The 14,955-nt window shown below is 47.4% G+C and carries 17 protein-coding genes; 12 read left to right on the top strand and 5 right to left on the bottom strand.

Annotated features, from left to right (window positions below):
- Positions 1 to 15 precede the first annotated feature (15 nt).
- Entirely contained in the window at positions 16 to 1,014 is a 999-nt protein-coding gene (locus P5V12_RS00190) for an adenosine kinase (protein ID WP_316955219.1), read from the top strand.
- Between the two features lie 112 nt (positions 1,015 to 1,126).
- Here P5V12_RS00190 and hisD read toward each other — a convergent pair whose 3' ends face one another.
- The 5 genes from hisD to P5V12_RS00165 all read right to left on the bottom strand — a co-directional run bounded on the left by hisD (position 1,127) and on the right by P5V12_RS00165 (position 5,405).
- Positions 1,127 to 2,380, bottom strand: a complete 1,254-nt coding sequence (hisD, locus tag P5V12_RS00185; protein ID WP_316957474.1) for a histidinol dehydrogenase — start codon at positions 2,378 to 2,380, stop codon at positions 1,127 to 1,129.
- A 71-nt stretch (positions 2,381 to 2,451) separates the two neighbouring features.
- The gene (gene hisG / locus P5V12_RS00180) at positions 2,452 to 3,093 is read right to left on the bottom strand and encodes an ATP phosphoribosyltransferase (protein ID WP_316955218.1); all 642 of its coding nucleotides are present in this window, start codon (positions 3,091 to 3,093) and stop codon (positions 2,452 to 2,454) included.
- 9 nt (positions 3,094 to 3,102) lie between these two features.
- Positions 3,103 to 4,365: a UDP-N-acetylglucosamine 1-carboxyvinyltransferase gene (murA, locus tag P5V12_RS00175; protein WP_316955217.1), complete on the bottom strand. Its 1,263-nt coding sequence runs from the start codon at positions 4,363 to 4,365 to the stop codon at positions 3,103 to 3,105.
- Between the two features lie 17 nt (positions 4,366 to 4,382).
- A complete protein-coding gene (locus tag P5V12_RS00170; RefSeq protein WP_316955216.1) occupies positions 4,383 to 4,625 on the bottom strand; it encodes a BolA family protein in 243 nt (80 codons plus the stop codon).
- Positions 4,626 to 4,745: 120 nt separating this feature from the next.
- Complete coding sequence (locus P5V12_RS00165) at positions 4,746 to 5,405, bottom strand: ABC transporter substrate-binding protein (RefSeq protein WP_316955215.1); 660 nt, start codon at positions 5,403 to 5,405, stop codon at positions 4,746 to 4,748.
- Between the two features lie 186 nt (positions 5,406 to 5,591).
- Here P5V12_RS00165 and P5V12_RS00160 point away from each other — a divergent pair, with 186 nt between their 5' ends.
- The 11 genes from P5V12_RS00160 (at position 5,592) to mgtE (ending at position 14,938) form a co-directional block, all read left to right on the top strand.
- Entirely contained in the window at positions 5,592 to 6,602 is a 1,011-nt protein-coding gene (locus P5V12_RS00160) for a calcium/sodium antiporter (RefSeq protein WP_316955214.1), read from the top strand.
- A 2-nt stretch (positions 6,603 to 6,604) separates the two neighbouring features.
- A complete protein-coding gene (locus P5V12_RS00155) occupies positions 6,605 to 7,597 on the top strand; it encodes a KpsF/GutQ family sugar-phosphate isomerase (protein WP_316955213.1) in 993 nt (330 codons plus the stop codon).
- 8 nt (positions 7,598 to 7,605) lie between these two features.
- A complete protein-coding gene (locus P5V12_RS00150) occupies positions 7,606 to 8,136 on the top strand; it encodes an HAD-IIIA family hydrolase (protein ID WP_316955212.1) in 531 nt (176 codons plus the stop codon).
- Positions 8,137 to 8,150: 14 nt separating this feature from the next.
- Positions 8,151 to 8,780: an LPS export ABC transporter periplasmic protein LptC gene (gene lptC / locus P5V12_RS00145; RefSeq protein WP_316955211.1), complete on the top strand. Its 630-nt coding sequence runs from the start codon at positions 8,151 to 8,153 to the stop codon at positions 8,778 to 8,780.
- On the top strand, positions 8,767 to 9,294 hold the full coding sequence (gene lptA, locus P5V12_RS00140; protein WP_316955210.1) for a lipopolysaccharide transport periplasmic protein LptA: 528 nt from the start codon (positions 8,767 to 8,769) through the stop codon (positions 9,292 to 9,294). The genes lptC and lptA overlap by 14 nt, the downstream gene beginning before the upstream one ends.
- A gap of 24 nt (positions 9,295 to 9,318) precedes the next feature.
- Positions 9,319 to 10,044 carry an LPS export ABC transporter ATP-binding protein gene (gene lptB, locus P5V12_RS00135; protein ID WP_316955209.1) on the top strand — a complete coding sequence of 242 codons (726 nt, stop codon included), beginning with the start codon at positions 9,319 to 9,321 and terminating at the stop codon, positions 10,042 to 10,044.
- 159 nt (positions 10,045 to 10,203) lie between these two features.
- Entirely contained in the window at positions 10,204 to 11,694 is a 1,491-nt protein-coding gene (locus P5V12_RS00130; protein WP_316955208.1) for an RNA polymerase factor sigma-54, read from the top strand.
- A 69-nt stretch (positions 11,695 to 11,763) separates the two neighbouring features.
- Positions 11,764 to 12,294, top strand: a complete 531-nt coding sequence (gene ptsN / locus P5V12_RS00125; protein ID WP_316955207.1) for a PTS IIA-like nitrogen regulatory protein PtsN — start codon at positions 11,764 to 11,766, stop codon at positions 12,292 to 12,294.
- A gap of 17 nt (positions 12,295 to 12,311) precedes the next feature.
- Positions 12,312 to 13,184: an RNase adapter RapZ gene (gene rapZ, locus P5V12_RS00120; RefSeq protein WP_316955206.1), complete on the top strand. Its 873-nt coding sequence runs from the start codon at positions 12,312 to 12,314 to the stop codon at positions 13,182 to 13,184.
- 15 nt (positions 13,185 to 13,199) lie between these two features.
- The gene (locus P5V12_RS00115; RefSeq protein WP_316955205.1) at positions 13,200 to 13,469 is read left to right on the top strand and encodes an HPr family phosphocarrier protein; all 270 of its coding nucleotides are present in this window, start codon (positions 13,200 to 13,202) and stop codon (positions 13,467 to 13,469) included.
- A gap of 104 nt (positions 13,470 to 13,573) precedes the next feature.
- Positions 13,574 to 14,938 (top strand): magnesium transporter, encoded by a 1,365-nt coding sequence (gene mgtE / locus P5V12_RS00110; protein ID WP_316955204.1) that lies wholly within the window; start codon positions 13,574 to 13,576, stop codon positions 14,936 to 14,938.
- Positions 14,939 to 14,955: the final 17 nt, after the last annotated feature.

Below are 14,955 nucleotides of genomic sequence, written 5' to 3'. Positions count from 1 at the left end.
CACTCAGGGGGAAAAATGAGTCAATATGACATTTACGGTATAGGCGCAGCCTTGGTGGACACCGAAATAGAGGTCACCGATTCTGATTTGCAAAATCTCGCAATAGAAAAAGGCGTTATGACGCTAGTGGACGAAAATCGTCAAAACGAACTTATCAGCGCACTTAGCGGACATCTTGTTGCCTCCAACCGTGCCAGCGGCGGCTCAGCAGCAAATAGTATTATTGCTGCCAGCTACTTCGGCTCAAAAACATTTTACAGCTGCAAAGTCGCAAACGACGAAAATGGCGATTTTTATCTACAAGACTTGCGCTCAGCCGATGTCAACTACCATGTTCACAACGGCGTAAAAAACGGTATTACTGGGAAATGCCTGGTGATGATCACCCCCGATGCGGAGCGCACCATGAACACCTTCCTGGGTATCAGTGAAACCATTTCCATCGAGGACATTGATGAAGATGCTTTGAAGCTATCGAAATACGCATACATAGAGGGCTATTTAGTTACTTCAGAAACAGGTCGTCCAGCGGCAATTCGCCTGAAGGAACTGAGCGATAAACATGGCGTAAAAACAGCACTCAGCTTATCCGACCCTGCAATTGTTCAGTTTTTCCGGGAAGGGCTGAAAGAAATTATTGGTTCAGGTATCGACCTATTGTTTTGTAACCAGGCCGAAGCGCTTGCATACACTCAAGCCGATAATTTGGATGATGCGGTCACTGAACTGAAAAAAATTGCCAAAACCTTTGCGGTTACACGCGGGGCCAAAGGTGTTCTGTTATTCGATGGAGAGAAAGAGATTCATGTTGAACCTGAACCCATCAAACCAGTAGACACTAACGGCGCGGGCGATATGTTTGCCGGAGCCTTTTTGTATGCCTTAACTCAGGGTAAAAGCTTCGAGTATGCCGGGGAGTTGGCCAGTCGTGCAGCAGAAAAAGTGGTAGTGCAGTATGGCCCAAGACTGCCTGCCGAGCAGCACCAGGAAGTGTTAAGTGCAGTGAATGCCTAACTGGGCACTAGCAACCCGTTACTATGCGGGTTGCTAATTATGAATTTGAAAGGATTTAATCCTGGAAACAACATGCACGCAGAATACTGGCCCAGAAAGGCCCATTAGCAATCTACTCAGCTTTGATGCGATATTCCGCAGATTTCGCATGCGCCTCTAGAGACTCTCCATGAGCAAGCTCTGAAGCAATCTGCCCCAAGCGAGAAGCGGACGATTCCGTGCAATAGATAATCGAAGAGCGTTTGACGTAATCATACACACCCAAAGGCGAGGAAAAACGTGCGGTCCCGGAGGTCGGCAGTACGTGGTTTGGTCCAGCACAGTAATCACCAAGCGACTCGGAAGTGTAGCGCCCCATAAAAATTGCACCAGCATGGCGAATGCTCGGTAACAAGCTTTCAGGATCTTCAACAGAAAGCTCCAAATGCTCCGGCGCGATGCGATTAACCAAAACCATCGCCTCATCCATATTGTTCACTTGAATTAAGGCACCACGACCACTCAACGAGGTTTTGATAATATCTTTGCGCTGCATAGTTGGTAAAAGCTTATCGATGCTTTGCTCAACACGCTTAAGGAACTCCGAATCAGGGGAAATAAGAATCGACTGAGCTAGCTCATCGTGCTCAGCCTGGGAAAATAAATCCATCGCAACCCAATCGGGGTTGGTTTTACCGTCACACACAATCAAGATTTCAGACGGCCCTGCGATCATATCAATGTCCACCACGCCAAACACTTCGCGCTTGGCTGTCGCCACGTAGATATTCCCTGGGCCAACAATCTTATCCACCTTGGGCACTGTTTCCGTTCCATATGCCAAAGCGGCCACCGCTTGCGCGCCACCAATACAGAAAACTCGATCTACCCCTGCAACAGCTGCCGCAGCCAAAACCATATCATTCACTTGGTGGTCCGGTGTTGGCGAAACCACCACCACCTCTTTCACACCTGCAACTTTAGCGGGAATTGCCGCCATTAACACAGATGATGGATAGGCGGCTTTACCGCCTGGAACGTATAACCCAACACGGTCTAATGGCGTGACTTTCTGCCCCAGTACCGTGCCGTCTTCCTCCGTGTAACGCCAGGAGTCCTGCACCTGATGCTTGTGGTATATGGCAATACGCTGAGCAGCATCTTCCAGAGCCTGGCGCTGCTTGGGATCGATACGCTCCAAAGCCTGCTGAATTGCGTCACTTTCGATAATCAGTTCCTGAACAGATCCAACAGAGAACCGGTCGAACTTACTGGTGTACTCCAACAAGGCTTCATCGCCTCGCTGTTTAACATCAGCTAACACTTCTTTTACTGTCGACAATACTGCAGGGTCGTCTTCCTCATGCCAATGTAATAACTGATCCATCGACTGTTGGAAATCAGCGTTGGCAGAATTGAGGTAACGAATCACAGGAATGTCTCCGAATAAAATTAAATTTATGCTGCGGCTTGTTCAAGCACCGCAGAACCAACAGCGTCAATCAAAGCTTCAATCTGCTTGTGCTTCATTTTCATCGACGCCTTATTCACAATCAAACGCGAGCTGATATCGGCAATATATTCTCGCGGCTCCAACCCGTTAGCCCGCAATGTATTACCCGTATCGACAATATCCACGATCTCATCGGCAAGGTTCATTATCGGGGCCAACTCCATCGCACCGTAGAGTTTAATGATATCGACTTGACGACCTTGCTCCGCATAGTAGCGCTTAGCGAGATTAACGTATTTGGTTGCCACGCGGATTCGACCAGGCTTAGTCGTTTGGCCTACCACACCGGCAGTCATTAATCGACACTTGGCAATACCCAGATCCAAAGGCTCATAATAGCCCTGGCTACCATGTTCAAGCAGAGTGTCTTTACCAGAAACCCCTACATCCGCTGCACCGAACTCAACATAGGTCGGCACATCCGAGCCGCGTAAAATTAAAAAGCGAACATCAGGAGATGTCGTTTCAAACGTTAATTTACGGCTTTTTTCAATATCTTCCAGCGGTTCAATCCCCGCTGCCGCAAACAAAGGCAAGGTTTCCTTTAGTATTCTTCCTTTGTTTAACGCGATGGTCAGTTGTGACATGACTTACCCTTAACCTGGAACTCTTCGAATATCTGCACCTAACATCTGCAGTTTTTCTTCAATACATTCATAACCACGATCAATATGGTAGATTCGATCTACCACGGTTTCCCCCGTTGCTACCATACCCGCAATCACCAAGCTGGCGGAGGCACGCAGATCAGTTGCCATAACGGGTGCGCCTTTAAGCTGTTCGACACCGGTAACTATCGCCGTATTACCTTCTAAAGCGATATTGGCCCCCATACGGTTCAGTTCATGAACCTGGATAAGCCGGTTTTCAAAAACCGTTTCCACCACTCGCCCGGAACCTTCAGCCACGGCATTCATAGCAGTGAATTGCGCTTGCATATCAGTCGGAAAAGCCGGATAGGGCGCAGTTCTTAAATCCACCGCTTTCGGTCGATTTCCTTTCATATCAAGAGAAATAAAATCATCACCGACTGACAGATGTGCACCCGCTTCTTCCAGCTTCAAGAGCACAGATTCGAGAATGTCCGCCCGCGCACCGCGCAATTTTACCGAACCCCGAGTCGTTGCAGCAGCAACAAGATATGTACCGATTTCAATTCGGTCTGGCATGACATCGTAGGTACAGCCTTTTAGGGATTTCACCCCTTGAATCTCCAGCTTATCCGTACCAATACCTTCTATTTGTGCGCCCATCGCTACCAGACACTCACACAAGTCGACAACTTCCGGTTCACGCGCAGCATTTTCCAAGATGGTTTTGCCTTCGGCCAATGCCGCAGCCATCACCAGATTTTCGGTTCCCCCAACAGTTACCTTATCCATTAGGAAGTGGGCACCCTTAAGCCCTTTAGGAGCTCGGGCGCGAATATAGCCTCCGTCCACTTCAATATCCGCTCCCATGGCTTCCAAACCACGTAAGTGAATATCCACAGGTCGGCTACCGATTGCACACCCACCAGGAAAGGAAACATCCGCTTTACCATATCGAGCCAACATTGGCCCTAGAACCAATATGGATGCCCGCATGGTTTTCACCAACTCGTAGGGCGCTTCGTATTCCGTTATCGAACTGGGATCGACTTCAACGCACATTTTTTCATCAATAGTGACACCGACCCCCATACAGCGGAGCAAGGCCAGCATGGTCGTAATATCATTCAAATGTGGCAAATTGCACACATGCATTGGACCATCGGCCAACAAAGTCGCGGCAAGAATAGGTAAACCCGAATTTTTTGAACCGGAGATTTTGATCTCGCCCGACAAGCAAGATCCTCCGGTGATAATAAGCTTATCCATAGAAAGATCTGATTCTGTTATGGAGCGGTATTTTGCCACTCTTCTGGTGTATAGGTTTTTAGATGTACCGCGTGGATGGCCCCTGAAGCAATCGCTTCGTTTAGTATGCCATAAACAAGCTGCTGCCTTTTAACCGGCATCAAACCTGCAAACGCCGGACTGACAACGGAAATGTGCGCGTGATCGCCTTCCAGGCCCACTTCTGCAGTGCTTTCTGCTATTCCCGCCTCTATTGCGGCTTTGATTTGTTCTGATTGCATAGATTCTTCCCAAACGTGACAGGGGGACACAAATAAAAACGCCCCTAGAGAAAGGGGCGCTAGTTTAATAAAAATAGGCTCTAACTGCGACTAATTTATAGGCGACATGCCAAGGTCGGCTTAGCTTTCCTTATACCATGAGTCAATTGCAGCACCCACATCACCGTTATTGTCTTTTACCGCTTGCGCAAATTGGGCGTGGAAGTTTTTACCCAGATTCGCACCTTCAAAGCCAAGATTAATCAATTGCCATACTCCATCTTTGTTCTTTTTCATGGTGTAAGCAATCTTGTTTGTGCCATCTCCGCTGGTAACTTTCTGAATAACAGAAACCTTATCCCCGTTTTTACCGAAAGTTTTGCCATCCCAAGGCTCAATCTCATATTTACTGATGGTGAAGTTAGCCATCGCCTTGCCATAGGTCTGGATCAAACCATTTTCAAATGAAAGCTGGAACTTGGCTCGCTGCTCTGGTGTCGCCTGCTTCCAGTAACGCGGCCCCATCACATTTCTCGCGATATAACCGAAGTTCACCGCAGGTTGAAGCACACGCTTCACTTCGGAGTAATAGGCTTGGGGGTTATCTTCAATCGCCTGTTTACCGTTTTTTACAACGTCCAACAAGTTTGCAGCAACCGAGTCCACTACCTCATGGGCCGTCATATCCGATAAAGACTTGGCCTGACTTTCTTCTTGCTGAGCTTGAGCAAAACCGGCAATAAGCAGAAAAGAAAATAAGAACGCTTTTACGCCTCTGAGACAATCACTGTTTGCAGTCACGGATAACTCCTTAAATTTATCTTGATTTGGTATTTGCGGGCATTATGCCAGGAAATAGCTGAACTTGAGCTTAATTAATTTGCCGCAGCTAATAGACATCACGCATTTAGCTGACAAGAGACAAAGACACCATTAAGATTGCGCCCCTCACAACAAGTTCAATGCGAACCATTTACGGAGTCCGACATGCTAGAAGCCATCCCCCCGATTGTATTGGCTGCTTTGGCAATATTATTTGGGTTTGTTGCTCTCATTTGGAGTGCGGACCGCTTCGTTGCAGGTGCAGCAGCTATAGCCAGTTCGTTTGGCGTGGCCCCTCTGGTGATCGGGCTGACTATTGTTTCCTTTGGTACCTCCGCACCGGAAGTTATGGTATCCATTAACGCCTCCCTAAAAAATGCCGGAGACCTGGCCATTGGTAATGCTCTGGGTTCCAATATCGCCAACATTGGACTGGTATTGGCAGTTACCTGCCTGATTGTCCCCATCCCGGTACAAAAACATGTTTTGCTACACGAAGCTCCGGTTTTATTGATAGTGACGCTAATCGCCGGCCTCATTTTATATGATGGCACCATCAGTCTGGTCGACGGCTGTATATTACTAGGGCTACTTATTCCCAGTATTTTTTACATTGTAAAGTGCAAGCAAAAAGACCTGTCAGAAGAAGAGATCGCAGAAGAGGAAGCTCAAGTACAAAAAACCAGCACACCTAAAGCGATTTTTTGGTTCCTGTTAGGCCTAGTCGCCCTGATGTACAGTTCCGACATGCTGGTTTGGGGTGCGCGAAACGTCGCAGAACACTACTCCGTCAGCCCGCTGATAATTGGCCTTACGGTTATTGCGATAGGCACCAGCCTGCCAGAACTCGCCGCATCGGTAGTGAGCGCGATAAAAGGCCACCACGACATTGCACTAGGCAATATCGTCGGTTCAAATATTTTTAACTTACTCGCGGTTATGGGCATACCCGGTCTGATATCGCCACCCAGTATTGGCGAAGAGGTTTTTTATCGAGATTATTTAATCATGCTGGCGATTACGGTTGCGCTTATCGCTCTGATCATTTTTTCTCTGCGAAATTCATTTGGATCAAACACGATAGACAGCAAAGCAAGAATAGGTCGTTTTGCTGGTGCATTTATGCTGCTAAGCTACCTAGGTTATTACTTCTATTTATTTTCGTTTTCCGTATAAAAATGACCCTAGATAGCCGATACGACCTCACCTTTGACTTTGTTCGATCCGCAAAGCGCACTATTTCGATGGAAAAAGATGCGATTGCAGCCTTGGAAGAACGCATTGGTGAAAACTTTAGTAAAGCCTGCCAGACAATTTTGACCTGCTGTGGACGCGTTGTTGTAACAGGGATGGGAAAATCCGGCCATATAGCAAAAAAAATGGCTGCCACACTGGCCAGCACAGGTACCCCCTCTTTTTTTGTACACCCGGGCGAAGCCAATCATGGCGATCTAGGGATGATCACCAGCGAAGATCTGGTGATTGCTATATCTAATTCTGGTACTTCAGCCGAAATCGTGAGCTTGCTACCCATGCTCAAACGTCTTGGTGTACCACTAATCAGTATGACGGGAAAAGAAAGCTCAGCCCTGGCAGAAGCGGCAGATATTAATCTGGATATCAGCGTAAATACCGAAGCCTGTCCTCTGGACTTGGCCCCGACTTCCAGCACAACCGCAACACTGGTAATGGGCGACGCCCTGGCAGTAGCCCTGCTCGAAGCCCGCGGCTTTACTGCCGAGGACTTTGCTTTCTCACACCCAGGTGGTGCCCTTGGCAAAAAATTGTTGTTAAGGGTCTCCGACCTCATGCATTCAAGCGACAAAATTCCCTATGTCGCTCAGGATGCAGTTATTACCGAAGCACTTGCAGAAATGAGTCAAAAAGGTTTCGGTATGACAACCGTCACTGATGACACAAATGAATTGCTCGGTATTTTTACCGATGGGGATTTACGACGCTGCCTGGACAAACAAATTGATGTGAATCGGGAACCAATTTCTTCTGTTATGTCCAAAAACCCGTTGACGGTAAAACCCAACACGCTAGCTGTTGAAGCGTTAAACCTTATGGAATCCCGAAAAATCACCGCGTTAGTGGTGCTGGAAAAAAGCGGCACTATTGCAGGCATATTGCATATGCACGACTTACTTCGAGCAGGAATTATTTAACATTTGATATGACCTCAGAAACTGTTATTCAAAAAGCAAAAAAAATAAAACTGCTTCTGCTCGATGTCGATGGCGTATTGAGCGATGGCAAAATTTATTTCAATGACCAAGGTGTTGAGCACAAGGCCTTTAACACTCTGGACGGTCACGGAATCAAAATGCTGCGTCGTTCCGGGGTAGAAGTGGGCATTATTACCGGCAGAAGTAGCCATATCGTTGAAAAACGCGCTCAGGATTTGGGAATACAATTCTTGATTCAAGGAAGGGAAGATAAGTACTCTGCACTATGCGAACTACTCAAGAGCTTTCCCTGTGAGCTGGACGAAATAGCCTTTATGGGGGACGACTACCCGGACTTAACAGTGATGACCAAAGTTGGCCTCGCACTGACTGTGGCCAATGCCCTGCCGGTTATGGTGGAAAGGTCACACTGGCAAAGCACCAGAGCGGGCGGTGAAGGTGCGGTTCGAGAAGCCTGTGATTTTATCATGCAAGCCCAAGGGTCATTTGATACGGCGCTTGCTCAATACATATCCTGAGCAAAATACTCCCTATGTTTGCCAAGCTCAAAAAACTCATCAACATTAATACGTTCTACCTGATCGGCGTACTGCTTGTCATTATGGGCTTGGCGTTTGTTATCGATTCGCCAGACCGCTTTCTAAACCCAACCCCTCAGGCAGAAACCGAAGAAGAAGACAAAACACCCATTGCAGTTGCCCATCAGACATCTTCACAGCACTTTAACGAAGAAGGTGCACTGGATTATGTATTCAATGCAGAAAAATTGGAGTACTACCAGGTTCCTGAGCAGACAACAGAAGAAGGCGGCTATCTGCCTGCCAGGGATTACACGCTGATAGATAAACCTTCCGTACAGCTGTTTATGGATGTTGCACCCTGGTTCATCGAATCCATCAATGGCAAGCTCAGCGAAAAGGGCGAATTACTGAACCTGTGGCAAGACGTAAAAATCTGGCAAACCGATAAAAAAGGAAATACCTCTTCGCTGCAAACAGAGGAACTCACTATTTTTCCACGAGAAAAACTGGTAGAAACCGATAAGCCTGTTAAGATCACGACCCCAAGTGGAGAAATCACAGCAATCGGCATGATTGCCAACCTCAATGAAAAACGAATTAAGCTTCTGTCCAATGTACGAGGCGTTCATGACCCTATTTAGCCCGAGACAACTTATCTCTCGCCTGACAGTTTTTATTGTCTGTCTTGCGCTTGGGCATCCTGTTTTTGCTTTGCCAAGCGATAAAGAACAACCGATTACTATTCAATCTGACCAGGCCGAAAGAGATGAAATAAAAGGCACCACAACCTATTCAGGTCGGGTGATCATGGAACAGGGCAGCATGGAAATCACGGCAGACAAAGTGGTGATTTATAGTGAACGCAATAAAGTATCCAAAGTTGTCGCAACGGGGAAACCCGCAACCTATAAACAAAAGCCAGCAGCCGATGAAGCGGAAGTAAAAGCCACCGCACAAACGCTCGAATACCAAGTGAATAACGCCACGCTATTCTTATTGGGCAAGGCTCTGCTCAAACAGGAAGGCACCAGCCTGAGTGGCGATAAAATTGAATATGATGTGAAAAAATCTGTTGTTAGAGCTGGCGGCACCAATACCGACGGAGACGATGGCAGAGTACGTATGGTCATTCCGGCCAAATCCTTGAAAAACTAGCATTCATCCAGGAAAAACGTTTTCATGCCCCAGCTGCACGCCAAACACCTCGCCAAAAGCTACAAAGGTCGCCAAGTCGTTATTGATGTTTCCATGAGCGTGAATGACGGTCAGGTTGTTGGTTTGCTAGGCCCCAACGGGGCGGGTAAAACAACGTGCTTTTATATGATTGCCGGCATCGTCAAACCCGAGCGAGGTAATGTATTTATTGACGGCAAAGACGTCACCCATTTGCCAATGCACGGTCGAGCCAAAGCAGGACTGGGCTATCTTCCGCAGGAAGCATCGGTGTTCCGAAAAATGACAGTTTCCGACAATATCATGGCGATATTGGAAACTCGTGACGATTTACGGCGGGGAGACAGAAACCAAGCCCTGCAGAACCTGCTCGAAGAATTTCATATTACCCATATCAAAGACAGCTTGGGCATGGCGTTATCCGGGGGTGAACGACGACGCGTTGAGATCGCTCGCGCTTTGGCAGCTGAACCCCAGTTTATCTTGCTGGACGAACCCTTTGCCGGTGTCGACCCTATTTCTGTGAGCGACATTAAGGACATCATAAAACAGCTGCGAGACCGGGGAATCGGGGTATTAATCACTGATCACAACGTTCGGGAAACTCTCGATATCTGCGAAAAGGCCTATATTGTATCGGAAGGGCATATCATTGCTGAAGGCGATGCGGGCGAAGTACTGAACAACAAAAAAGTTCGCGAAGTATACCTTGGTCAGCACTTTACGCTTTAACTTGCAACAAAAACTCATCCACCTACCCTCTTAGCTCTTGGCGCGGCACAAACTTTGCTTCGAAAAAGCAAAAAAGCCATTGCTTGTCGCTCTAGTCGCGACTAAACTTTTGAAATCTACTGGTAAAAAATTCGAGTAATCTCAAAGATTTAGCAGACTATGAAGCAAACCCTGCAGTTAAAAATGGGTCAGCAGCTGACGATGACTCCTCAGCTACAGCAGGCCATTCGTCTTCTCCAGCTTTCCACACTCGATCTCCAGGCTGAAATTCAGGAAGCGTTAGACAGCAACCCGATGCTGGAAACCCAGGAAGACAGTGGAGAAGCCTCTCAAGACACCAGTAAAGATCAATCAGAAAGCAAGTCCAACGAGCAAGAAACCTCAGAACGGGACAACTACGACGATTCCTCAGCAACCGACAGCGAATGGAGCGAGGACATTCCAAATGATCTTGCCGTCGACACCAGCTGGGATGATGTTTATCAATCTGCACCTTCCGGTTCGGGTCTTTCAAAACCAGACAACGAGGATTTCGACTTTGAATCACGGCGGGCGGTGACAGAAACCCTGCAGGATCACCTCCACTGGCAACTTAACTTGACTCCCATGTCCGATCTGGATCGGGAGATCGCCGAAGTTATTATTGATGCCGTCGAACCCTCGGGAATGCTCAGCCAAACCGCGGACGAAATATTCGAGGGCATAGTAAAGCATCACGAAGAGTTGGAAATGGACGAAGTCATTGCCGTCCTGCATCGCGTCCAACAGTTCGATCCGGTTGGGGTAGCCAGCCAGGACATTCGTGAATGCCTGATGATTCAGCTTTCCCATTTAGCACCGGAAACAGAAGAGCTGGCCACCGCGAAAAGTATCGTAAACCAGTATTTGGAGTTGCTAGGTAGCAGAGACTTCAAACAACTCATGCGCAGGCTCAAAGTAAAAGAGCCGCAGCTGCAAAAAGCCATTGCCCTGATTCAGAGCCTTAATCCCAGACCCGGCGATGCCATCAGTACTGAGACCGCAGAATACGTAGTACCAGATGTTTTCGTACAAAAGGAAAACAACCGCTGGCAGGTACAACTCAATCCGGAGATAGCCCCTAAAATACGCATTAATCAGGACTATGCTTCTCTGGTTAAGCGCGCCGACTCCAGCAGTGACAACACCTTTCTTCGGGATAACCTACAGGAAGCCCGCTGGTTTTTGAAAAGCCTGCAAAGCCGCAATGAAACCTTATTAAAGGTCGCGACATGCATTGTTGAAAAACAACAGGGGTTTCTCGATCATGGACCGGAAGCCATGCGACCGATGGTCTTACATGATGTGGCAGAAGAAGTGGAAATGCATGAATCCACCATTTCGCGTGTTACCACGCAGAAATATATGCATACCCCACAGGGGATTTTTGAACTGAAATACTTTTTCTCCAGCCATGTTGCTACAGACAGTGGCGGAGAGTGCTCATCGACAGCAATTCGAGCCATAATTAAAAAACTGGTTGCGGCAGAAAACGCGAAAAAGCCGCTCAGTGATTCTAAAATTACAGCACTCCTTGCAGAACAAGGTATCAAGGTTGCACGAAGGACGATTGCGAAATACCGTGAATCACTGGGTATTCCCCCGTCCAATGAGCGTAAACGTTTAGTGTAAACGCCAATAATGTTAGGGTTGGCACCCCTGAAGCCAGTATCAAATACTGGTAAAATAGTTAGGTTATAAATGACCAAAAGCGGTACCCATGCTTTTGGTTTTTTTGGTTATGAATGGTTTAAAAGTAAGTATCCGAAAGTCATGCAAATAAAATCAATTCTCACTCAGGATCGAACACGGGCCAAATGGAATTCCACCAGTAAAAAGAAGCTCCTTGAGCAGCTTTCGTACCTTTTTGCACAGTATTGCGAAGGGATAGACGCCGACGAACTATTTACCAATCTGGTTGAACGGGAAAAATTAGGTTCAACGGGTATCGGTGAAGGCATTGCCATTCCGCATTGCCGCTGTAATACCGGAGGCGAAACACTGGGAGCTTGTATCACACTGGACGACCCCATCGATTTCGATTCCGCAGACAGTCGACCTGTCGATTTACTGTTCGCCATGTTGGTGCCGGAAAATGCTGAAGCAGAGCACCTGGAAACCCTGGCAAACGTCGCCGAAGCCATGCAAAAAGCGGAACTGGTAAAACACCTTCGCGAAGCATCCAGCGACGAGCAGCTATTTCAGCTCATCACTCAACAAACCAGCCATTAATAAAACAAGGTGGCAATATGCGTTTAGTTATTATCAGTGGCAGATCAGGGTCGGGCAAAACCTCAGCCTTACACCTTCTAGAAGACGAAGGTTTCACCTGCATAGATAATCTTCCCGCTGATCTATTACCCGCCTTAATCGCGCATATTCAATCCGCTAATAAGCAAAGCGAACAGAAAATTGCCGTTGGCATTGATGCCCGTAATTTCCATAGTGATTTAAGTAAGGTACCGGATATTATCCGTTCCCTAACACACCCGGGAACTAGTGGCGACGTTGTTTATCTGGATACTTCAAGGGAAGTACTCTTAAAACGTTTTAGCGAAACCCGCCGTAAACACCCTCTGTCAGACGATAACATTGGTCTCAATGAGGCCATTGCCAAAGAAAAGCAGATCCTTGCTCCTATTGCCAATTCTGCAAGTTTTACCATCGACACCACGCGTATGAGTATCCATGAACTACGTGGAACCATTAAGCGTTTGGTTGTCGGGGAATCTTCTTCGGGAACGGCAATTATGTTTACCTCCTTTGGCTTTAAATATGGCGTCCCAGTCGATGCCGATTTTGTCTTCGATGTACGCTGTTTACCAAATCCGTACTGGAGCCCAGAACTCAGATCCAAATCGGGACTGGAGGAAGAAGTTATAAATTTCCTCGCCAGACAAAAAGAAGTACAGGAAATGGAAGAGGATCTATACCATTTTATTCACAAGTGGGCACCTCAGTTCGAACAAAGCAACCGCAGCTATTTAACCATTGCGATTGGCTGTACGGGGGGTATGCATCGTTCCGTATACCTGTGTGAACGCTTAAGCCAGCAGATGAAACAACACTATGGAAATGTTCAGGTTCGCCATCGTCAACTAGAACAGATCCCCGGACAGTAATTCAGGAACGAATTCATGCTTGAAAGAAAAATTGAAATCATCAATAAACTCGGTCTGCACGCCCGCGCTGCAACCAAGCTTTCCAACTTGGCCAACCGCTATGAAAGCCGCGTGATGATTTCTTTTAACGATAAGCAGGTAGACGTAAAAAGCATTATTTCTCTCATGCTCCTTGCTGCAACCAAAGGCAGTGAAGTCACACTTGTGACCGAAGGAAATGACGAACAGGAAGCCATGGACGCACTGTGTGATTTAATTAACGATAAATTTGGCGAAGGAGAATAAAAGAATATTTCTGTAGCAATCTAATTTAGCTTTCGTTATCTTCTGCTCCAGCAAAAATTTGATAGCGAGTCAAACTCCTCATAAACAGTAGAGTTTTTTATTGAATGCAAGCCCCCGCGGAAGAAATCAAGCACCCATCCAGGGTTCATATCGAGCGTATTCACAATATGCTCGACGGCGGTACCTTGCGTCAAATTGCCCGTCTGGTAAATGGACTAAAGCCGGTAGAAATAGCCCGTCTCATAGAATCGTCACCGCCACCTTCCAGAACACTGTTGTGGGAGTTGGTCGATAAATCCAGCACCGGTGAAGTCATTGAAGAATTACCGGATGAACTTCGGTCGCACATACTCAGCGACATGGACGCTGAAGCCGTTGCCGAAATAACCGAAGGCCTGGAAACGGATGACATTGCAGATATTCTGCAACAACTGCCCGAGCAAGTTATTCAAGAAGTGCTGTCGGCTATGACCGAGCAAGACCGACAACGCGTTGAGGCAGTACTCTCCTACGACGAAGAAACGGCAGGCGGCTTAACCAACACCGATACCATCACCGTACGCCCCAGGTTTACCTTGGATGTTGTACTGCGCTACTTGCGCCGACATAACGAATTACCGCCTTCCACTGATAGTCTGATAGTCGTTAACCGTAAAGATGAATATCTCGGTTTGTTGCCGTTAAGTAAATTACTGACCTCAGACCCCAGTACCACCGTACGCGAAGTCATGGTGACAGACATTAACGCCATACCAGCAAATATGGTCGATAGTGAAGTCGCAATTCTGTTTGAACAACACGACTGGATTTCCGCTCCGGTTGTGGATGACCAGGGAAAGCTCCTTGGGCGTATCACTATCGATGACGTGGTGGACGTAATCCGGGAAGATGCTGATCACTCTCTAATGAGTCTGGCAGGTTTGGACGAAGAAGAAGATACCTTCGCTCCCGTCGCAAAAACCATCCCCAGGCGCGCCATTTGGCTGGGAATCAACTTACTCACAGCCATTCTCGCCTCATCGGTGATCAATATTTTTCAGGGCACCATTGATAAAGTCGTCGCCCTCGCCGTATTAATGCCCATTGTCGCGAGCATGGGAGGTGTAGCCGGCTCACAAACACTCACCGTCGTTATCCGCGGTTTAGCGGTGGGCCATATCAGTTCGCAGAATATGCGATGGCTATTAAATCGTGAGCTTTATGTTGGCTTATTAAATGGCTGCCTATGGGCGCTAATCATGGGCGTGGTCGCTGCACTCTGGTTTAATGACCCTATCATTGCCATCATTATTGGTGTGGCCATGATTATTAATTTGGCGACGGCTGCATGCGCTGGGGCCTTGCTTCCCATTGCGCTTAAGGCACTTAAAATTGATCCGGCTCTGGCAGGTGGGGTGACGCTGACGACCCTGACAGATATTGTCGGCTTCTTTGCCTTCCTTGGGTTGGCAACTTACTTTTACGCTTAAATTATTTTTACCTCGAT

It is taken from the genome of Teredinibacter sp. KSP-S5-2, assembly GCF_032773895.1.
Classification (GTDB): domain Bacteria; phylum Pseudomonadota; class Gammaproteobacteria; order Pseudomonadales; family Cellvibrionaceae.
The sequence above is the reverse complement of the archived record's forward strand: the minus strand, read 5'-3'. Positions and strand labels throughout refer to the sequence as shown.